The organism is Sphingomonas sp. (assembly GCF_019746015.1).
In the GTDB taxonomy this organism is placed as follows: Bacteria; Pseudomonadota; Alphaproteobacteria; order Sphingomonadales; family Sphingomonadaceae; genus Sphingomonas.
Genome location: NZ_JAIESM010000001.1, coordinates 1 through 19272, shown reverse-complemented (window position 1 = coordinate 19272; position 19272 = coordinate 1). Strand labels below are relative to the sequence as shown.

18 protein-coding genes, 1 tRNA gene and 1 pseudogene are annotated in these 19272 nt (G+C 66.2%); 13 read left to right on the top strand and 7 right to left on the bottom strand.

All coding sequences use genetic code 11. The annotated features are described in order from the left end of the window. Window positions 1–5: 5 nt before the first annotated feature. Window positions 6–758, top strand: a complete 753-nt coding sequence (gene aat / locus K2Y03_RS00100) for a leucyl/phenylalanyl-tRNA--protein transferase (RefSeq protein WP_294087260.1) — start codon at window positions 6–8, stop codon at window positions 756–758. A gap of 35 nt (window positions 759–793) precedes the next feature. Here aat and K2Y03_RS00095 read toward each other — a convergent pair. From K2Y03_RS00095 to K2Y03_RS00075, 5 genes and pseudogenes are all read right to left on the bottom strand, one after another. Continuing rightward, window positions 794–1027: pseudogene (locus K2Y03_RS00095) on the bottom strand (DUF2155 domain-containing protein); the annotation flags it as partial. Window positions 1028–1247: 220 nt separating this feature from the next. After that, a complete protein-coding gene (locus K2Y03_RS00090; protein WP_294087258.1) occupies window positions 1248–1640 on the bottom strand; it encodes an NADH:ubiquinone oxidoreductase subunit NDUFA12 in 393 nt (130 codons plus the stop codon). A gap of 43 nt (window positions 1641–1683) precedes the next feature. Further along, a complete protein-coding gene (locus tag K2Y03_RS00085; RefSeq protein WP_294087256.1) occupies window positions 1684–2172 on the bottom strand; it encodes a DUF192 domain-containing protein in 489 nt (162 codons plus the stop codon). A gap of 11 nt (window positions 2173–2183) precedes the next feature. Next, a complete protein-coding gene (locus tag K2Y03_RS00080) occupies window positions 2184–2723 on the bottom strand; it encodes a cold shock protein (RefSeq protein ID WP_294087254.1) in 540 nt (179 codons plus the stop codon). A 113-nt stretch (window positions 2724–2836) separates the two neighbouring features. After that, window positions 2837–3370 carry a RecX family transcriptional regulator gene (locus tag K2Y03_RS00075; protein WP_294087252.1) on the bottom strand — a complete coding sequence of 178 codons (534 nt, stop codon included), beginning with the start codon at window positions 3368–3370 and terminating at the stop codon, window positions 2837–2839. A 105-nt stretch (window positions 3371–3475) separates the two neighbouring features. On the opposite strand from K2Y03_RS00075, the gene K2Y03_RS00070 reads away from it, so the two are divergent. The 3 genes from K2Y03_RS00070 (at window position 3476) to K2Y03_RS00060 (ending at window position 7783) form a co-directional block, all read left to right on the top strand. After that, window positions 3476–5239 (top strand): fatty acyl-AMP ligase, encoded by a 1764-nt coding sequence (locus K2Y03_RS00070; RefSeq protein ID WP_294087251.1) that lies wholly within the window; start codon window positions 3476–3478, stop codon window positions 5237–5239. A 62-nt stretch (window positions 5240–5301) separates the two neighbouring features. Further along, the gene (locus tag K2Y03_RS00065; protein WP_294087250.1) at window positions 5302–7659 is read left to right on the top strand and encodes a bifunctional diguanylate cyclase/phosphodiesterase; all 2358 of its coding nucleotides are present in this window, start codon (window positions 5302–5304) and stop codon (window positions 7657–7659) included. 47 nt (window positions 7660–7706) lie between these two features. After that, window positions 7707–7783 (top strand) — tRNA-Trp (locus K2Y03_RS00060). A 75-nt stretch (window positions 7784–7858) separates the two neighbouring features. On the opposite strand, the gene K2Y03_RS00055 is transcribed toward K2Y03_RS00060, so the two are convergent. Beyond that, the gene (locus tag K2Y03_RS00055; RefSeq protein ID WP_294087248.1) at window positions 7859–9253 is read right to left on the bottom strand and encodes a methyl-accepting chemotaxis protein; all 1395 of its coding nucleotides are present in this window, start codon (window positions 9251–9253) and stop codon (window positions 7859–7861) included. 266 nt (window positions 9254–9519) lie between these two features. Here K2Y03_RS00055 and secE point away from each other — a divergent pair, with 266 nt between their 5' ends. From secE to rplL, 8 genes are all read left to right on the top strand, one after another. Further along, complete coding sequence (gene secE / locus K2Y03_RS00050; protein WP_294087247.1) at window positions 9520–9717, top strand: preprotein translocase subunit SecE; 198 nt, start codon at window positions 9520–9522, stop codon at window positions 9715–9717. A gap of 10 nt (window positions 9718–9727) precedes the next feature. Next, window positions 9728–10264 (top strand): transcription termination/antitermination protein NusG, encoded by a 537-nt coding sequence (nusG, locus tag K2Y03_RS00045; RefSeq protein WP_294087246.1) that lies wholly within the window; start codon window positions 9728–9730, stop codon window positions 10262–10264. 149 nt (window positions 10265–10413) lie between these two features. After that, complete coding sequence (gene rplK / locus K2Y03_RS00040) at window positions 10414–10845, top strand: 50S ribosomal protein L11 (RefSeq protein ID WP_294087245.1); 432 nt, start codon at window positions 10414–10416, stop codon at window positions 10843–10845. Between the two features lie 4 nt (window positions 10846–10849). After that, a complete protein-coding gene (rplA, locus tag K2Y03_RS00035) occupies window positions 10850–11548 on the top strand; it encodes a 50S ribosomal protein L1 (protein WP_294087243.1) in 699 nt (232 codons plus the stop codon). Window positions 11549–11759: 211 nt separating this feature from the next. Then, a complete protein-coding gene (locus K2Y03_RS00030) occupies window positions 11760–12782 on the top strand; it encodes an adenosine deaminase (RefSeq protein WP_294087240.1) in 1023 nt (340 codons plus the stop codon). Continuing rightward, complete coding sequence (locus K2Y03_RS00025) at window positions 12775–13290, top strand: phosphoribosyltransferase (protein ID WP_294087238.1); 516 nt, start codon at window positions 12775–12777, stop codon at window positions 13288–13290. Before K2Y03_RS00030 ends, K2Y03_RS00025 begins: the two co-directional genes overlap by 8 nt. 280 nt (window positions 13291–13570) lie before the next feature. Further along, complete coding sequence (rplJ, locus tag K2Y03_RS00020; protein WP_294087236.1) at window positions 13571–14092, top strand: 50S ribosomal protein L10; 522 nt, start codon at window positions 13571–13573, stop codon at window positions 14090–14092. 51 nt (window positions 14093–14143) lie between these two features. Beyond that, window positions 14144–14521: a 50S ribosomal protein L7/L12 gene (gene rplL / locus K2Y03_RS00015; protein WP_294087234.1), complete on the top strand. Its 378-nt coding sequence runs from the start codon at window positions 14144–14146 to the stop codon at window positions 14519–14521. A gap of 178 nt (window positions 14522–14699) precedes the next feature. On the opposite strand, the gene K2Y03_RS00010 is transcribed toward rplL, so the two are convergent. Next, a complete protein-coding gene (locus tag K2Y03_RS00010; RefSeq protein WP_294087232.1) occupies window positions 14700–16589 on the bottom strand; it encodes a CocE/NonD family hydrolase in 1890 nt (629 codons plus the stop codon). Window positions 16590–16922: 333 nt separating this feature from the next. On the opposite strand from K2Y03_RS00010, the gene rpoB reads away from it, so the two are divergent. Beyond that, window positions 16923–19272, top strand: a 2350-nt coding sequence (gene rpoB / locus K2Y03_RS00005) for a DNA-directed RNA polymerase subunit beta (RefSeq protein ID WP_294087230.1), incomplete at its 3' end; no start/stop codon positions are given.

Below are 19272 nucleotides of genomic sequence, written 5' to 3'. Positions count from 1 at the left end.
ACCATATGGAGCGGCTGGACCCCCGGATGGTGCTGGGCGCCTATGCCGTGGGTGTGTTCCCGATGGCCGACCACCGCGCCGCCGACTCGGTCTATTGGGTGGAGCCGAAGCGCCGCTCGATCATGCCGCTCAACGGCTTTCACCTGTCGCGCTCGCTGCGCAAGACCATCGCCGGCGACCGCTACCGTGTGACTGCCGACACCGCCTTCGACCAGATCATCCGGCTGTGCGCCGAAAGCGCGGTGGACCGGCCCGAAACCTGGATCAGCGGGCCAATCGAGACGGTATTCGTCGAACTGCACCGGCTGGGCTTTGCCCATTCGATCGAATGCTGGGAGGGGGACCGGCTGGCCGGCGGCCTCTATGGCCTGGCGCTGGGCCGCGCCTTTTTCGGTGAATCGATGGTCAGCCGCGCGCGCGATGCGTCAAAGGTGGCGCTCGCCTGGCTGGTGGCGCGGCTGAAGCAGGGCGGGTTCAGCCTGCTCGATTGCCAGTTCCAGACCGATCACCTCGCCTCGCTCGGCGCGGTCGAGATCAGCCGAACCACCTATCTGGGATTGCTGGCGTCAGCGGTGTCGGGGGTGGTGGCGGGCGGTGTGCCGGCGGGGCCGGCATCATCGGCCACCGGCTCATCGGGCTCGGCCGCCGGCGATTTTGCCGCGCTCGATGCGTTGCTCGCCGCGCCATTGCCGGGTGGGGCGGCCTCTGGCGCCGGGCCGGGGAAGCGCATCGCACAGCTCTTGACAGAGATATCATAGAGCGGATCGATGATGACGTTCAGGCTGGGCCGTTCGCGAAACAGCCAGCCCGAAAACACCCGCCGCCACTTCTTGTTGGGCATCTCACGGTCCAGCTGCACGAACGCGCCGGTATAATGGTCGGTCTCCCACGGTGCGGTTTCCTCGCAGGCGCGCAGGCGGACGACCGCGTCGCCCACACGGATCGCCTCGCCGGGCTTCAGCGTCAGGTCGCGCGACTGGCCATTGCGCTTGTTGAGGAAACCCAGCGTCGCAACGCGCTGGTTCATCGGCGTCACGCCGCTCGTCTGCGCCGCGTCGGGCGTCACGTCCACGGTGGTGATGTCCGACGGCCCCTCGCCCTCGTCGAGCGCGGTGGTGCCGCTGGTCTTTACCGGCTGGTCCTGCGCCTGCTGCTCGGCCACCCACCATGAATAGCCGCCCCAGCCGGCCAGGCCGAACAGCGCCGCCGCACCCGCGCCGAACGCCCAGAACCGCAGGCCGCGGCGGTCACTCACCCGGGGTCCACGCCTCATAATCGCCGGTTGCGGCCGCGCGGCGCCCGCCCTTTTCCAGCGCGCCCGGCGGGCGATAGGCAAGGCCGGTGCCGGTCAGGTTGGGCACGGCCTCCTTCTGCCACGCGCGCACCGGCGGCAGTGCCTGATCGGGCAGATCGGCGACCTGATGATGCAGCCAGCCGAACCATTCGGGCGGCACCCGGCTGGCGTCGTTGGCGCCATTGTAGATCACCCAGCGGCGGGTAAGGCCATTGGGGTCGGTGCCGCCCTCATAATAGACATTGCCCAGCGAGTCGCTGCCGACGCGGCGCTTGCGGCGCAGCTGCCATGCGGTGCCGATGGTGGCGCCGTTCCACCAGGTGAAGATTTTGCCCAACATTCCCATGGCCTGCCGCTTAGCCGGTGGCGCGGCGCGCTTCAACCGGCGTTTATGGTTGGCCAGCCTTTCCCCAGGCGACCCGGTCACCCTCGGCAATGCCAAGCTCGGCCGTCCGCCCGCCGCGCAGTTCCAGCACCGCGGCCACCGGCTCGCCCGAGGGGATCGGATCCTGCGAAAAGGGCGTCGTATTCTCCGCAATGCGCGCGATGGTGCGGTCAGCGCGAATGAAGATGATGTCGAGCGGGCTGGGCGTGTCCTTCATCCAGAAGGTCGCCTCACGCGGCGGGCCACCATCGGCGGGATAGGGGTGAAACAGCATCCCCCCGTCGGGCGCGATATTGGTGCGGAACATCAGGCCACGCGCCTGTTCCGGCGTGGTGCGTGCCAGCTCCACCTTGAAGCGGTGTGCCCCGCCTGCGGCCGATGTGATGGTCAGGTCAGCGGTTGCCGGTGCCTGCTGCGTCGCCCCGCCCGAACCCGCCGCCGAACAGCCGGACAGGCACAGCACCGCCAGCCCGGCAAGAAACACCCCACGCATAACGCCAAACCCTATTCAACCAGAACCGCCAACGGCCCCTTTTGCCCGTCCACGATGCGGGCGCGCAATGGTTGATCGGGGGAAACTTCGCCAATGCCGGCGCGGCGCAGCGTTTCCATATGGACGAACACATCGGCACCGGTTGCCGCGCGGACCAGAAAGCCGTAGCCCTTCAGCCGGTTGAACCATTTCACCGTCACCGGCTCCAGCGGCCCGGCCTGGTCGATCAGCTGACGCGGATCAACCCGATCGACCGGCTTTGCGCGCGGCGCCGGATCGATCGCATGGCTCATGTCGATCGACAGGATCTCCCGCGCCTGGAAACCGCGCTCGCGCTTCACCGCGATGCAATCAACCCGCGCCCCTTCCGGCAAGCTGCGCCGTCCATGGGGCTGCAGCACGGAAAAATGAATAAGGATGTCGCCGATGCTCGGCTGTTCGGTAACCGCAAAGCCGAAGCCGCGTGTCACGTCGAACCATTTGACCACGCCGCTCAGCCGGCATTCGGAAGGCGCATCATCAATTTCGGGTAGCGAGAGCCCCGGCGGCATGGCCAATCCAGAGCTGGGCGATTGTGTTTCTAGTCGCATCGGCCGCGTCTTCCCCGATTATCCGCAAACGTTAGCACAGAATCGCGGCAGCGCCAAAATCTGACAGAAAAAAGTTACGTCAAATTTTTGTGACAGTTTTCGCGCGGCAGGTCAACAATTTCCCGGGCCAAATCATAATCATGACCGGCACGCACCAGTGCAACGATGTGCCGTCTGCGGTCATCCGGGCCAACCCGTTCTGGGGCATAGGGGCCCAATCGGCGACGCCTGGCAAAGACCAGCGCCGCCTGGCGCGCCGCCGCATCGTCCGCCCGGGCGATGTCGGCAAGCCCATCCCGGTCGATACCGGCGGCAATCAGCGCGCCCGCGATCCGGCGGGTGCCAAGGCCGCGCTGCCGCATCGCATTGGCACGCGCGCGCCCAAAGGCGATGTCGTCGATATAGCCCAGCGCCACGAAACGATCGGCAATCGCCTGCGGGTCCGCCGGCGGCCCCTGCCAGTCGCGCGCGCGAACCTTGTCGTTCAGATAGCGGATCAGCCTGGCCCGGCTGGTGGCGTAGCGGGCGACATAGTGCAGCGCGAGTTGTTCCAGCGCTGCTGCGTCCAGCGGGCGCCTGCGCCGTCGATCACCATGCTCGTCAACCATGCCATGATTGTGCCACAGTCAAACCCGATTTTGAACGCTTAGGGTGGGCAATGGGCGGTTTTCGCATCGGCCAGCTGGCCGGACACCGTCTTCAAGGGCATTTGAATGGGGATCGATTTGGGGCACATCGAGGTCGCGCCAGAAACCGCACTGGTGGCGACACCCACCACCAGCACGCTGCCACGCCGCATTGCTGACTTTGCCACGCTGGGCGAAGCGCTGGATTATGCCGCCGATGGCGGGTGCGGGTTCAACTTCCATGATGCGCGCGGCACGCTGATCCGCACCTATGATTATGCCGCACTGCGCGCCGATGCGCTGGCGATGGCGCGCCGGCTGATCGCCCTGGGGGTGACGCCGGAAGCACGCATCGCACTGATCGCAGAGACGGGCGCCGATTTCGCCGCGCTGTTCTTTGGCGCTGTCTATGCCGGCGCCTGGCCGGTGCCGCTGCCGCTGCCCACCTCCTTTGGTGGCCGCGAAAGCTATGTCGAGCAAATCCGCGTCCAGCTGGCCAGCAGCGACCCGATGATGCTGATCTATCCGCCCGAACTGGCGGAAATGGCGAGCGAAGCGGCGCGCCTGGTGGGCGTGAAGGGCCTGGACTGGGCAACGCTTGCCGATATGCCGGCGCCGGAGGCCGCGCTGCCGGCCGCGTCGCCGGACGATATCTGCTATCTGCAATATTCGAGCGGCTCGACCCGCTTTCCGCATGGCGTGGCGATCACCCACCGTGCACTGCTGAACAATCTTGCCGCGCACGGCCATGCAATGGCGCTGCAGCCCAGCGATCGCTGCATTTCGTGGCTGCCCTGGTATCATGATATGGGGCTGGTCGGCTGCATGTTGTCGCCGATGGCCAACCAGCTGTCGGTCGATTATCTGAAGACCGAGGATTTCGCTCGCCGCCCGCTTGCCTGGCTTGATCTTATCACCCGCAATCAGGGAACCACGGTCAGCTATTCGCCGACCTTCGGCTACGACATTTGCGCGCGCCGCATGTCCAGCCAGACCAAGGCGGCGGACCGGTTCGACCTGTCGCGCTGGCGGCTGGCAGGCAACGGCGCCGACATGATCCGGCCCGATGTGATGCAAAGCTTCGTCGATGCCTTTGCCGGTGCCGGGTTCAAGGCCAGCGCGTTCCTGCCCAGCTATGGCCTGGCGGAGGCGACGCTTGCGGTGTCGATCATGCCGCCGGGCGAGGGCATCCGCGTCGAGCTGGTCGAGGAGACGCAGCTGTCGGGCGGCGCCGCGCGCCAGGACCGGCCGCAGCGTTACCGCGCCATCGTCAATTGCGGCAAGCCGGTGCGCGACATGGAAGTGCAGGTCCGCGACGAAGACGGTGGCGCGCTTCCCGAGCGCGCGATCGGCAAGATCTGGTGTCGTGGCCCGTCGATCATGACCGGCTATTTCCGCGATGCCGAGGCCACCTCGGCTTGCATGGCCGATGGCTGGCTCGACACCGGCGATATGGGCTACATGTCCGACGGCTACGTGTTCATCGTTGGCCGTGCCAAGGACATGATCATCATCAACGGCAAGAACCACTGGCCGCAGGACATTGAATGGGCGGTGGAGCAGCTGCCCGGCTTCAAGGCGGGCGACATCGCCGCTTTTGCCATCACGACGCCGGGTGGCGAGGAAACGCCGGCGGTGCTGGTGCAGTGCCGCACCTCCGACGATCATGAACGCAGCCGGCTGCGCGACGAAATCCGCGAGCGGGTGCGCTCGGTCACCGGCATGAACTGCGTGATCGAACTGGTGCCGCCGCGCACGCTGCCGCGCACCAGCTCGGGCAAGCTAAGCCGGGCCAAGGCGCGCAACCTGTATCTGACCGGCGAGATCAAGCCCTACGCCATCGCCGCCTGAGGTGATTGGGGGACGGGGCGGCGCAACGCTTCCCTAACCTCGATCGGCTATGAACGGGGTTTGTGAACAGCAAACCCGCCTCGCACTTTGCCAAGCCCCGGATCGACGCGGCCGCGTTGCTCGGCCTGCGCGACCCGGCGGATTCGACCGATTGGGGGCCGATCCGCGCCGCCCAGGTGAATGCCGGCCGCGACCTCGCGCTGTTCCTGTTCGCGCTCAACCTGATCAGTGCGGTGGTGGCGATGGTCGCCTGTTCCGACCGCGCGCCATTCTGGGCCGTTCTCGCCTGGGGCGCCGCCGTGACGGGCGTCTCGCTGTGGGTGACGACGCGGCGCCTGTCCTCGCAGTATCGCGGCGCCTATAGCGCGCCGGTTGCGGCGGTGCGCGACACGCTGCTGGAAGGCGTGGCTTTGGGCGTGGTCTGGGCGGTGCCGCCGCTCGCCCTTATCACGCGGGTGGGCACCGAGGAGATATTGGGCCTCGTCATCGTCATCACCGCGTTGATGACAGCGCTGGCCGTGGCCATGCCGGCCCTGCCGCTCGCAGTGATCGCCTTTCTGCTCCTGGTCGGCAGCGCGACTGTGACCATGGTCGCCTTGATCAGCGGCCCGGTGCTGGCGGCCACCATGGCGCTGTTCACGCTGTTGCTGATGATTGGCTGCGTCACCCGCGCGCACAGCCTGGTGACACTGCGCGCCAATGAAATGGCACTGGCCGAGCGCGATGAAACGCTGAGCCTGCTGCTGAACGAAGAGGAAGACCAGAGCGCCGACTGGCTGTGGGAGATCGACGCGCAGCGGCGGATCGTGCGCGCCAGCGCCCGCTTCGCTTATGCGCTGGATCGCGACCCGGCCACCATCAACAAGCAGCCGCTGCTGCAGCTGCTGGCCGGGCCGAGCTGGGACAGCGGCACCTTCGCGCCCGGCCTGCGCCTGCTGGCGGAAAAGCTGAAGAAGCGCGAGTCCTTCCGCGACCTGTTGCTGCCGGTGAATGTGAAGGGCGCCGATCGCTGGTGGCAGATCAGCGCTTCACCGCGCCTCGACGAGGAGGGCAAGTTCGTCGGCTTTCGCGGCGTGGGTTCGGACGTGACCGAGGCGCGCGCCTCCGCCGATCAGATCAACCGCCTTGCCCGGTACGACATGCTGACCGGGCTGCCCAACCGGCTGATGATCAGCGAAACCCTGACCAAGGCAATGGCAGATGCCGAGAAATGGAACCGGCGCTGCGCCTTCATGATGATCGACCTGGACCGGTTCAAGGCGGTGAATGACACGCTTGGTCATCCGATCGGCGACCAGCTGCTGGAGCGCGTGGCCGAGCGGCTGGCGGCGCTCATGGGGCCGGAAGAAATGGTCGGCCGGCTGGGCGGCGACGAATTTGCCGTCGTCGTGCGCGACGCAAGCGACGCCCGCCGGGTGGAAACGCTGGCCGCCGAGGTGATCGCCGCGCTGACCAACCCCTATGACATCGACCATCACACGCTGCACGTGGGGGCGAGCATCGGCATTGCCTTCGGCCCGCGCGACGGCAAGACCGCCGAAACGCTGATCCGCTCGGCCGACCTTGCGCTCTACCGATCCAAAGATGCAGGCGGCGGCGTGTACCACCTCTATGAGCGCCAGTTGCATGTCGAGGCGGAGGAACGGCGCACGCTGGAAATGGCGCTGCGCCGCGCGCTCGCCAATGGCGAGCTGAGCCTGTTCTATCAGCCGGTGGTGCGTGCGGGCTGCGGCACCCTGCTGGGTTTTGAGGCGCTGGTGCGCTGGCAGCACCCGGACCTCGGCATGATCCCGCCATCGAAGTTCATTCCGATTGCCGAGGAAAGCCGCCTGATCGGGCCGATCGGCGACTGGGTACTGCGCACCGCCTGTGCAGAGGTCGCGCGGTGGCGGACGAGTTTGCGCGTCGCGGTCAACGTCTCGCCGCAACAGCTGCACAATCAGGGCTTCGCCACCACCGTGGCGCAGGCGCTGGCGACCAGCGGCATCGGCGCCGAACAGCTGGAACTGGAAGTCACCGAAAGCGTGTTCATGGAACAGGGCACCGTCGCCACCCAGGTGCTGGAGCGGGTGCTAGACCTGGGCGTGAAGCTGAGCCTCGACGATTTCGGCACCGGCTATTCCTCGCTCGGCTATCTCAGCCGGACCCGTTTCTCCTCGATCAAGATCGACCGCAGCTTCGTGCAGGCGGCCGCCAAGGGTGAGCGCGAGGCGATTGCAATCATCCGCGCCGTGGTGGCGCTGGCGCAGAGCCTGGGCATGGCGACCACCGCCGAAGGGGTGGAGACCGATGCCGAACACCGGCTGATCCAGTCGCTGGGCTGCACCAAGGTGCAGGGCTATTTCTTCGGCCGACCGCTGCCGGTGGAGGAAGCCAGGGCGCTGGCCGCGCCCGTAATCGACGACAGCGCTGCTGCCTGATCGCCGCTTGCCGCCGGCAAACACCGGCGCTAAGGACGGCGCCGTACAGGAGTGTAGCTCAGCTGGTTAGAGCATCGGTCTCCAAAACCGAGGGCCGGGGGTTCGAATCCCTCCACTCCTGCCAGCATCACCGCAGACAGCAAACCGGGAAGGGAGCGATTGCCCCCTCCCCGGCGCTAACTAGACTATCTCGTGGATACTAGAATTCGGCCCAGTCCTCGTCGGACGGGGCGACCGCAAGGGCGGCGCCACCGCTGCGGCGGACGGGACGCGCCGCCGGGCGGGCAACCGCCACCGGGCGGCTGACGGGCACCGATGGGCGACCACCCTGCCCGCCTTCGAACCGTTCCATCATGTTGGAAAGCGCATCCGCCTCGGTTGCCAGGCTGCGCGCGGCGGCGGTCGACTGTTCCACCATTGCCGCGTTCTGCTGCGTCATCACGTCCATCTGGCCGACCGCGCCGTTGATCTGCTCCAGCCGTGCCGCCTGCTGCTCGGCGCTGTCGGAGATCGCGCGCACCGCCTCGGTCACGCTGCCCAGCCGCCCCAGCATCTCGGTGAGGATGGTGCCGGTGTCGCCCACCAGCCGTACGCCGCCCGCCACCTGCTGGTTGCTCGCCTCGATCAGCTTCTTGATGTCGCGCGCGGAATCGGCACAGCGCTGGGCAAGCGCGCGCACTTCATTGGCGACGACGGCAAAGCCGCGTCCGGCATCACCGGCGCGCGCCGCTTCCACGCCGGCGTTCAGCGCCAGCAAATTGGTCTGGAAGGCAATGCCGTCGATCACGTTGATGATCTGGCCGATCTCGCCCGCCGACTTTTCGATCGCGGCCATCGCCGCCACCGCATCCTGCACCACGCGGCCGCCGGCGACCGCCTGTTCATGCACGGTGCCGATCGACTGGCTGGCGCCGTGCGCCCCCTGGGCGGATTCGTTCAGCGCGCGAGTGGCGGCGGCCATGGCGCCGGCGGTTTCGGCCAGCGAGGCGGCCTGACGCTCGGTGCGCTGGGCGAGATCGTGCGAGGCCGAATTGATTTCGGACGCGCCGACCCGCACGCTGCCGGCGGACTCGATCACGCGCGCCATCAGCGCTTCCAGATCGCCGATCGCATGGTTGAAATTGGCCTTCAACACGTCATAGCCGGCGGGGAATTCGGCGGTCACCCGGTGGTGCAGCTGCCCTGCCGCCAGCGCTTCCAGCGCCTGGCTAAGATAGCCGACCACCACGTCCAGCGCCTTGCCGCTGTCTTCCTGAAGCGTTTTCGCATTGGCGCGGAACACGTCCATCGCCCGCGTCATCCGGCCCACGCAATCGGTGAAGTCGGTATAGGCAATGGGGGTGTCCACGTCGCCCCGGGCCAGTGCCTCCATCCGCACCACCGTGTTGACATAGGGCGTGCAGATCAGCTGCTTGGCACCCCAGACGATGACGCCGGTCACTGCCGTCGCGCCCAGCGCGACATAGGTCGGCATGCTCCACCCTTGCGCCGAGTAGATCGTCGCCGCGACGCCCCCGGTCAGCGCCAGATGCGTGCCGAGCATCACGTCGAACTTGCGGCGGATCGGTGCGTGCTTCTGAAACCAGACGATCATCGCCCAACTACTCCCGTTACGCTAAACAGGCGCAATCGTTGTCACGCGACCGGTTAGCCGGTTCCTAAGGCTGGCAATCCGTAGACTTACGATATACCCATTTCGGGTGTATTTGTCGGGCTGGCGACGGGCGCTTGCCAGCCGCGCGCAGGATCGTTATGCGACGCACTAATCCGAAATCGGGATTAAACGTCGTCGGCACCTTGCGCAGGGCCGGACGGCGGCCCCATGTCCCGATGCACCGGAGCTGATAGGACGACAGAACAGTGGCAAAGACGACCCCGATCGATTTCATCCGCCAGGTGCGCGCGGAAACCGCCAAGGTAGTGTGGCCGACGCGGCGCGAAACCTGGATGACCGGCGTGATGGTGGTGATCATGACGACGATGCTGGGCACCTTCTTCTTTGCAATCGACTCGGTGTTCGACGCGGCCGTCGCGCTGCTGCTGTCCCTGGCCAAGTAAGAGAGAAGACATGGCGCGCTGGTACATCATTCACGCTTATTCGGGTTTCGAGGGCAAGGTTCGCGACGCGATCATGTCGGAGGCCACCCGCATGGGGCTGGAGCAACTGGTCGAGGCGGTGGAAGTGCCCACCGAAACCGTGACCGAGGCCCGGCGCGGCAAGAAGGTGCAGGTCGAACGCAAGTTCATGCCCGGCTATGTGCTGGCCAAGCTCAGCATGAACGACGATGTCTATCACCTGGTGAAGAACACGCCCAAGGTGACCGGCTTTCTGGGCGCGATGGGCAAGCCCCAGCCGATCAGCGACGCCGAGGCCGCCCGGATGCTGTCGACCAAGGACGATCCGGTCGCCGCGCCCAAGGCCAAGATGAAGGTCGATTTCGAGATCGGCGACGCGGTGAAGGTGCTGGAAGGCCCGTTCGCCAGCTTCAACGGCACGGTCGAGGGGCTGGATTTCGACAAGTCCAAGGTCAAGGTGTCGGTCTCCATCTTCGGCCGCGCCACCCCGGTCGAGCTGGATTTCGAGCAGGTCGAACGGATGAAGTGATTGCGCGCGCGGCGGCGTGCCGCTATCGCGCGTGGCCTTGCGCCGCCCGATTCGCGGGCAGCGCATGCTTGCGGGAGGCTTTCGGGCCGTTTGCACCGCTAGACTTGAACCGGGCGGGCCCGAAAGCCCGCTCTACTAGAGAGTGACACATGGCAAAGAAGATAACCGGCTATATCAAGCTGCAGGTGCCAGCCGGCGCCGCCAACCCCAGCCCGCCGATCGGCCCCGCGCTCGGTCAGCGCGGCGTCAACATCATGGAATTCTGCAAGGCGTTCAACGCGGCGACGACCGAGCTTGAAAAGGGCTCGCCGATCCCGACCGTGATCACCGTCTATGCCGACCGCAGCTTCTCGTTCGAGACCAAGACGCCGCCGGCGACCTATCTCATCAAGAAGGCGATCAACCTGAAGTCGGGCTCGAAGGAGCCGGGCAAGACGTCTGCCGGCAAGATCAAGCGCTCGCAGCTGAGCGAAATCGCGCAGGTGAAGATGAAGGACCTGAACGCCAACGACATCGAAGCGGCGACCCGCATCATCGAAGGCTCCGCCCGCGCGATGGGCCTCGAAGTGGTGGAGGGCTGAGACGATGGCAACCATGACCAAGAAGGCAAAGGCCCTCACCGCCGCGGTTGACCGCGAGAAGCTTTATTCGGTCGACGATGCGATTGCGCTGGCCAAGGCCAATGCCACCGCCAAGTTCGACGAGACGATCGAAGTCGCGCTGAACCTGGGCGTCGATCCGCGTCACGCCGACCAGATGGTGCGCGGCGTCGTCACCCTGCCCAAGGGCACCGGCAAGACCGTGCGCGTCGGCGTGTTCGCCAAGGGCGCGAAGGCCGATGAAGCCAAGGCCGCCGGCGCCGATGTGGTGGGCGCCGAAGACCTGATGGAGCTGGTGCAGGGCGGCACGATCGAGTTCGATCGCTGCATCGCGACGCCCGACATGATGGGCGTGGTCGGCCGGCTGGGCAAGATTCTGGGCCCCAAGGGCCTGATGCCCAACCCCAAGCTCGGCACCGTGACGATGAACGTCGCCGAAGCGGTGAAGGCGGCCAAGGGCGGCCAGGTGGAATACCGCGTCGAAAAGGCCGGCATCATCCATTCCGGCATCGGCAAGGCGAGCTTCCCGGCCGAAGATCTGCGCGCCAATTTCGACGCGCTGGTCGACGCGGTGGTGAAGGCCAAGCCGTCGGGCGCCAAGGGCAAGTACGTCAAGAAGATCGCCGTCAGCTCGACCATGGGCGCCGGCATCAAGGTTGACGTGGCCGACGTGGCGGGCGCGTAACCCAAAAGATCTTCCCCGTTTACGGGGAGGTGGCAGCCGCTTTGGCGGCGGACGGAGGGGGTGCTGACCGGCAGCGCTGTGGCGCCCAGCCGCGAAACCCCCTCCACCACCCGCGATGCGGGCGGTCCCCCTCCCCATGAATGGGGAGGATTGGCGCGGCGCCGCAACGCCGGCCCTTTTGTTTTCCGGCCGGCCTGCGTAAGACTGGCGCATGGCGGACCTCAACGACTTCATCACCGGCCTGCCCAAGGCCGAGCTTCACCTGCATATCGAGGGCAGTCTTGAGCCCGAACTGATGTTTGCGCTGGCGCGGCGCAACCGGGTGACGATCCCGTTCGACTCGGTGGAGGCGGTGCGCGCGGCCTATGCCTTCACCCGGCTGCAGGACTTTCTCGACATCTATTATGCGGGCGCCGCCGTGCTGCAGACGGCACAGGATTTCCGCGACCTGGCCAGCGCCTATTTCGACCGCGCGGCGGCCGATGGCGTCGTCCACGCCGAAATCTTCTTCGATCCGCAGACCCACACCGATCGCGGCATTCCGATGCGCGAGGTGATCGACGGGCTGTTCGCCGGCATGGCCGAGGCCGAGGCGCGCCACGGGCTGACCAGCAAGCTGATCCTGTGCTTCCTGCGCCATCTGGACGAGGAGGCCGCGTTCGACACGCTCGCCGCCGCCGAGCCCTGGCTCGACCGCATTGCCGGGGTCGGCCTCGATTCGTCGGAACTGGGCCACCCGCCGGCCAAATTCGCGCGCGTGTTCGACCGTGCCGGCGCGATGGGGTTGAAGCGCGTCGCCCATGCCGGCGAAGAAGGCCCGGCCGATTATGTGCGTGAAGCGCTCGATGTGCTGAAGATCGACCGGCTGGACCATGGCAACCGCTCGCTGGACGACGGGGCGCTGGTCGCGCGGCTCGCGGCCGAGCAGATGGTGCTCACCGTCTGCCCGCTGTCGAACGTGAAGCTGTGCGTGGTCGATGCGATCGAGAACCACCCCATCGACCGGATGCTGGCGGCCGGGCTGAAGGCCACCATCAATTCGGACGATCCCGCCTATTTCGGCGGCTATGTCGCCGACAATTATCGCGCGGTGGCGGCCGGGCGCGGGCTGGGCCGGGCCGCGCTGGTGCAGCTGGCGCGCAACAGCATCACCGGCAGCTTCCTGAGCGCCGCTGAACAGGCGCCGCTCCTCGCCCGGCTCGACGCCTATGCCGGGGCGCAGGCCGATGCCTGAGCTGACCCCCATCGCACACGACGAGTTCGTGGCCGGTGTGCGCGTGCTCGCCGCACAGCTGGCCGACAGCGGCTGGACGCCCGACTTCCTGATCGGCATCGGCCGGGGCGGGCTGACCCCGGCGGTGTTCCTGTCGCACGCGGCAGGACTGAAGATGCTGTCAGTCGATTACTCCTCGCCCGTCGCCGATTTTTCGGGCGAACCGCTGGTGAAGCTGGCGGCGCGTACCCGGGCCGGCGAAAAGCTGCTGTTCGTCGATGACATCAACGACACCGGCGGCACCATCACCCGGCTGCGCCAGGAACTGGCGGCGGCAGGCGCGGTGGAAGGCGCGGTGCGCTTTGCCACGCTGATCGACAATTGCCGCTCGATCGCGCGGGTGGACTATGCCGCCCGCGTCATCGACCGGGCGGTGGTGAAGGACTGGTTCGTCTTTCCCTGGGAAGCCGTCGCCCCCACTGCCACCGTGCTGGAAGACGCCGCCGCCGTGCCCGAACGCACCGCTTGACTTTGCGCGGATTTCCGCTAACGCCCGCGCCCTGACGTTCGCGCTCGCGCGGACGCCGCCGTCCGAGACCGCAGGCGCGGGGCAACCCGCTTAATCTCCTGCCTAGACGGGGACTGGAACCGATTGCGGCGACGCTGCCGTCGGTCTGCCGTGGTTTGCGCCACGATCCACCCCCTTTGACGGACTGTTGCCGGGCCTGGCGCGGGGACTCCCTGCCCATGCCCGGTTCACCCGGCCCCCGCGCCATTTGGCAACGGGGCCATGTTACGTGGAGAATGGCATGGATCGTGCTGAAAAGGCCGAGCTGGTTGCCGAGCTGAACCGCACTTTTTCCGAGGTCAACGTGGTGGTCGTCACCCGTAACCTGGGCATGACCGTCGCGCAGTCGACGGCGCTTCGGAACAAGATGCGCGACGCCGGCGCAAGCTACAAGGTCTCGAAGAACAAGCTTGCCAAGATCGCGCTGGGTGGCACCGACTATCTCTCGCTGGGCGATCTGCTCACCGGGCCGGTCGGGCTGGCCACTTCGGTTGACCCCGTGGCCGCGGCGAAGGTCGCGGTCGATTTCGCCAAGACGAACGACAAGTTCGAAATCGTCGGCGGCGCGATGGGGGCGACCGTTCTTGATGTCGATGGCGTGAAGGCGCTGGCGACGATGCCGTCACTCGACGAGCTTCGCGCCAAGCTGATCGGGCTGATCCAGGCACCGGCACAGAAGCTGGCCTCGATCACCCAGGCCCCGGCCGCGCAGCTTGCGCGCGTGTTCGCGGCCTATGCCGACAAGGACAAGGAAGCGGCCTGATCTTCAAGGCAGCGAATTTGCAAACTGAACCCAATTTTTCGGAGATTGAACATGGCAGACCTGAACGCGCTGGTTGACCAGCTGAGCGAACTGACCGTCCTCGAGGCGGCTGAACTTTCGAAGCTTCTCGAAGAGAAGTGGGGCGTCTCGGCCGCGGCAGCGGTTGCGGTTGCGGCCCCGGCCGGCGGTGGCGCTGCCGCCCCGGTGGTTGAAGAAAAGACCGAATTCGACGTCATCCTGACCGGCGACGGCGGCAAGAAGATCAACGTCATCAAGGAAGTCCGCGCGATCACCTCGCTCGGCCTGACCGAAGCCAAGGCGCTGGTCGAAGGCGCGCCGAAGGCCGTGAAGGAAGGCGTGTCGAAGGACGAAGCCGAAAAGATCAAGAAGCAGCTGGAAGAAGCCGGCGCGACTGTCGAGATCAAGTAAGCCGTCTCACCGACGCTTATCGAAAGGGCCGTCCCCAGCCGGGGGCGGCCCTTTTCTTGTGTGCGCCCAACCGAAAAGCCCCTCCCGCCTGCGGGAGGGGTTTGGGGTGGGCATGTCCCCGGGCACGACATTGCCGGCTCACCCCCGGCCCCTCCCGCAAGCGGGAGGGGAGAATGTGTTACTTCACCACCGGCAGCCACACCGCGCTGGCCTGTGCGCCGCCGCGCATCAGGGTGATTGTCGCCTTCTGATAATCCTCGCGCTTGGCGAGGAAGATGTTGGGCACATATTTCTGCGGGTTGCGGTCATAGAGCGGGAACAGGCTGGACTGCACCTGCACCATCACCCGGTGGCCGGGCCGGAAGACATGGTTCACCACCGGCAGGCGGAAGCGGTAGCGCTGCACCTTGCCCGCCGGGATCGGGCTGGGCTGTTCGAAGCTGTCGCGGTAGCGGCCCCGGAAGATGTCCAGGCTGACGGCCAGCTGATAGCCGCCCATCTTGGCGTCGCCGGCGACCTCGTCGGGATAGACGTCGATCAGCTTGACGACGAAGTCGCCATCGGTGCCGGTCGTCTTGGCGAACACCTCGGCCACCGGCACGCCGGAGACGCTGAGTGGCGTGGCAAGCACCGGGCTGACATAGGTCATCACGTCGGGGCGCCCGTCGACATGGCGCTGGTCGCTCACCAGCCAGTCGCCCCAGCGGCCATCGTCGAAATTCACCGGGCGCGGCAGGTGCGGCACGGGCTTGGCGGGATCGCTGACATAGCTGTCCTCGCCGGCCGCGTCGCTGGCGGTGCCAAGGCCGCCTTCGCTGCGCAGATAATAGGGCGTGAGCGGCGCCGCACAGCCTCGCTCGCATGCCTGCGGCCAGTCGCTGAACGTCTGCCAGCGGTTGAGCCCGGGATTGTAGAGCGTGACCGGCGCCAGCCGGGGGGCCGGGCCGTCGTTCAGATAATGGTCGAACAGCGGGAACACCATGTCCTCGCGGAACTGGGCGGCGGTGTCGGCGCTCCACTGGAACGGCCCCAGCGTGCGGCCGTCGCGATTGACCTGGCTGTGCCGCCACGGCCCCATCACCAGATAGTTGTTGCCGGCCTTGCCCGCCGCCTTCAGCGCTTCCCAGGCGTGGATCGCGCCATAGATATCCTCCTGGTCCCACAGCCCCTGTTCCCAGATGGTCGGAATGTTGCCGGGGTTCGCGGCCAGCATCCGGTCGAGCGCCTGCCCCTGCCAGAACGCATCATAGGCCGGGTGGGCCAGCATCCGCTGCCAGGCGGGCAGCTGGTCGAAGCCCGACGTCTTTGCCCATTCGGCCGCGCCGCCGATACGGCGGAACTCGTCATAATTGTCATAGATGCCCGTTGCCGGGTCGCGCCCCCTGCCCTTGTAGCCGGTCTGCGAGGCGATCCAGCCGATATTGGCCAGGCGAAAGGCGCCGTAGTGAAACCAGTCATCGCCCATCCAGCCGTCGATCATCGGGCTTTCGGGTGCGGCCACTTTCAGCGCGGGGTGCGGCTTCAGCAACGCCATCACCACGGTGAAGCCCTCATAGGAGGAGCCGATCATCCCTACCCGCCCGTTCGACTGGGGCAGATTGGCCTTGTTCACCAGCCAGTCGATCGTGTCCCACGCATCGGTGCCATGGTCGGTGGTGGTGGGGTTGAGCGGGCCGATCGGCGGGCGGGTAACGACATAGTCCCCTTCCGACCCATATTTGCCGCGCACATCCTGAAAGACGCGGATATAGCCCGCGCGCGCAAAGGCCTCGTCCGCCATCGGCAGCACCGACAGCAGGTTGGGGCTGTCCATCCGGCTGGCGCGGGCGGCCGCGTTATAGGGCGTGCGGGTCAGCACGATCGGCGCGTTGGCGGCCCCCTTGGGCATGACGATGACGGTGTACAGCTTCACCCCGTCGCGCATCGGGATCATCACCTCGCGCTTCACATAGTCATTGGCGCTGTTGGGCGGGGTGAATTTGGCGGGAACGTCGCCGCGCGGTGCGGCCTGCTGGGCGAGTGCCGGCGGCACCAGCATCAGGGTCGCGGCAAGCAGCAGTTTCTTCATTCATCATCCCCCCGGGGCGTGGCGCACAAGCATTCGATTGTGCCGATTGCCGGCATCCGCGCAAGCGGCCCCGGCCGACCTGCGGCCGATTTAGCAGTTTGACATTTGCGGTTTGACAGGCACGGCGCCAAATCCTACATGGCGCGTTCGCCATCGCTTTTCCGGGACAGGGTCCGCCGTCGCGCAGCGGGTTCACAGTATGGAACGATCGGTGTCCAGACGCTGAAGCTGCGATCCCCCGGCGGGAGACGCGGCTTTTTGCGTTTTCTTGCGTGCCCGGCCGGAAGGTTTTTCCGGCATAAATTTTTGCGGTAACGAGGCAAGCTCAACCCTATGGCAACCAAGGCAATCGACAGCGGCGCCACCAACAAGCGCCGCATTCGCAAGGTTTTCGGCAATATTCACGAAGTGGTGCAGATGCCGAACCTGATCGAGGTTCAGCGCGAAAGCTATGAGCAGTTCCTGCGCTCCGACCCGTCGATCGGCTATGTCTCCGGCCTGGAAAAGACGCTGCGCAGCGTGTTCCCGATCCGCGATTTCGCCGGCACCGCCGAGCTTGATTTCGTGAACTACGAGCTGGAGCCGCCCAAGTTCGACACCGACGAGTGCCGCCAGCGCGGCATCACCTATGCCGCACCGATGCGCGTTACGCTGCGCCTGATCGTGTTCGAGGTGGACCCCGATACCGAGGCCCGCTCGGTGCTCGATATCAAGGAGCAGGACGTGTACATGGGCGACATGCCGCTCATGACCGCGAACGGCACCTTCATCATCAATGGCACCGAACGTGTCATCGTGTCGCAGATGCACCGCTCGCCGGGCGTGCTGTTCGACCATGACCGCGGCAAGACGCACGCCTCGGGCAAATATCTGTTCGCAGCCCGCGTCATTCCCTATCGCGGCAGCTGGCTCGATTTCGAGTTCGACGCGAAGGACATCGTCAACGTCCGCATCGACCGCAAGCGCAAGCTGCCGGTCACCGCGCTCCTCTATGCGCTGGGGCTGAACAGCGAGGAAATCCTCAACCATTTCTACAACCGCGTCACCTTCGTGCGCGGCCAGGGTGGCTGGCAGATCCCGTTCCAGGCGGAAAACTGGCGCGGCCAGAAGCCGATGTTCGACATCATCGACGCCAAGACCGGCGAAGTGGTGTTCGCATCGGGCCAGAAGATCAGCCCGCGCGCCGCCAACAAGGCAGCCAAGGACGGCCTGACTGACCTGCTCATTCCGACCGAGGAAATCTTCGGCCGCTATTCCGCCTATGACCTGATCAACGAGGCGACGGGCGAAATCTATATCGAGGCGGGCGACGAAGTGTCGGCCGACAATCTCGAAAAGCTCGACAAGGCCGGCATCGACCGGATCGAGCTGCTCGACATCGACCATGTCGCCACCGGCCCCTGGATCCGCAACACGCTGAAGGCCGACAAGGCCGAGGAGCGCGAGCAGGCGCTGTCGGACATCTACCGCGTGATGCGCCCTGGCGAACCGCCGACGCTGGAAACGGCGGAATCGCTGTTCGCCGGCCTGTTCTTCGATCCCGACCGGTATGACCTGTCGGCGGTGGGCCGCGTGAAGCTTAACATGCGCCTCGACCTCGACTGCCCGGACACGGTGACGACGCTGCGCACCGAAGACATTCTGGCGGTCGTCAAGACGCTCGTCGACCTGAAGGACGGCAAGGGCGAAATCGACGATATCGACAATCTCGGCAACCGCCGCGTGCGCTCGGTCGGCGAGCTGCTGGAGAACCAGTACCGCGTCGGCCTGCTCCGGATGGAGCGCGCAGTGAAGGAGCGGATGTCGTCGGTCGACGTGTCGACCGTGATGCCGAACGACCTGATCAACGCCAAGCCCGCGGTGGCGGCGGTGCGCGAATTCTTCGGCTCGTCGCAGCTGTCGCAGTTCATGGACCAGACCAACCCGCTGTCGGAAGTGACGCACAAGCGCCGCGTCTCGGCACTTGGGCCGGGCGGCCTCACCCGCGAGCGCGCGGGCTTCGAAGTGCGCGACGTGCACCCGACGCATTATGGCCGCATCTGCCCGATTGAAACGCCCGAAGGCCCGAATATCGGCCTGATCAACTCGCTGGCGAGCTTCAGCCGGGTCAACAAATACGGCTTCATCGAAACGCCCTATCGCAAGATCGTCGATGGCCGCGTCACCAACGAGGTGGTCTATCTCTCCGCCATGGAAGAGGCCAAGCACACCATCGCGCAGGCCAATGCCGAGCTGGATGCCGAGGGCCGCTTCGTCGAAGACCTCGTCTCGGCACGCCAGGCGGGTGAATTCCTGATGGCGATCCCCGACACGATCACGCTGATGGACGTCAGCCCCAAGCAGCTGGTGTCGGTTGCCGCCTCGCTCATTCCCTTCTTGGAAAATGACGACGCCAACCGCGCGCTGATGGGCTCGAACATGCAGCGCCAGGCCGTGCCGCTGGTGCGGGCCGAGGCGCCGTTCGTCGGCACCGGCATGGAAGCAACCGTTGCGCGCGATTCGGGCGCGGCGATCGCGGCCAAGCGTTCGGGCATCGTCGATCAGGTCGACGCCACCCGCATCGTGGTGCGCGCGACCGGCGATGTCGAAGCCGGCAAGTCGGGCGTGGACATCTACACGCTGATGAAGTTCCAGCGTTCCAACCAGAACACCTGCATCAACCAGCGCCCGCTGGTGAAGGTGG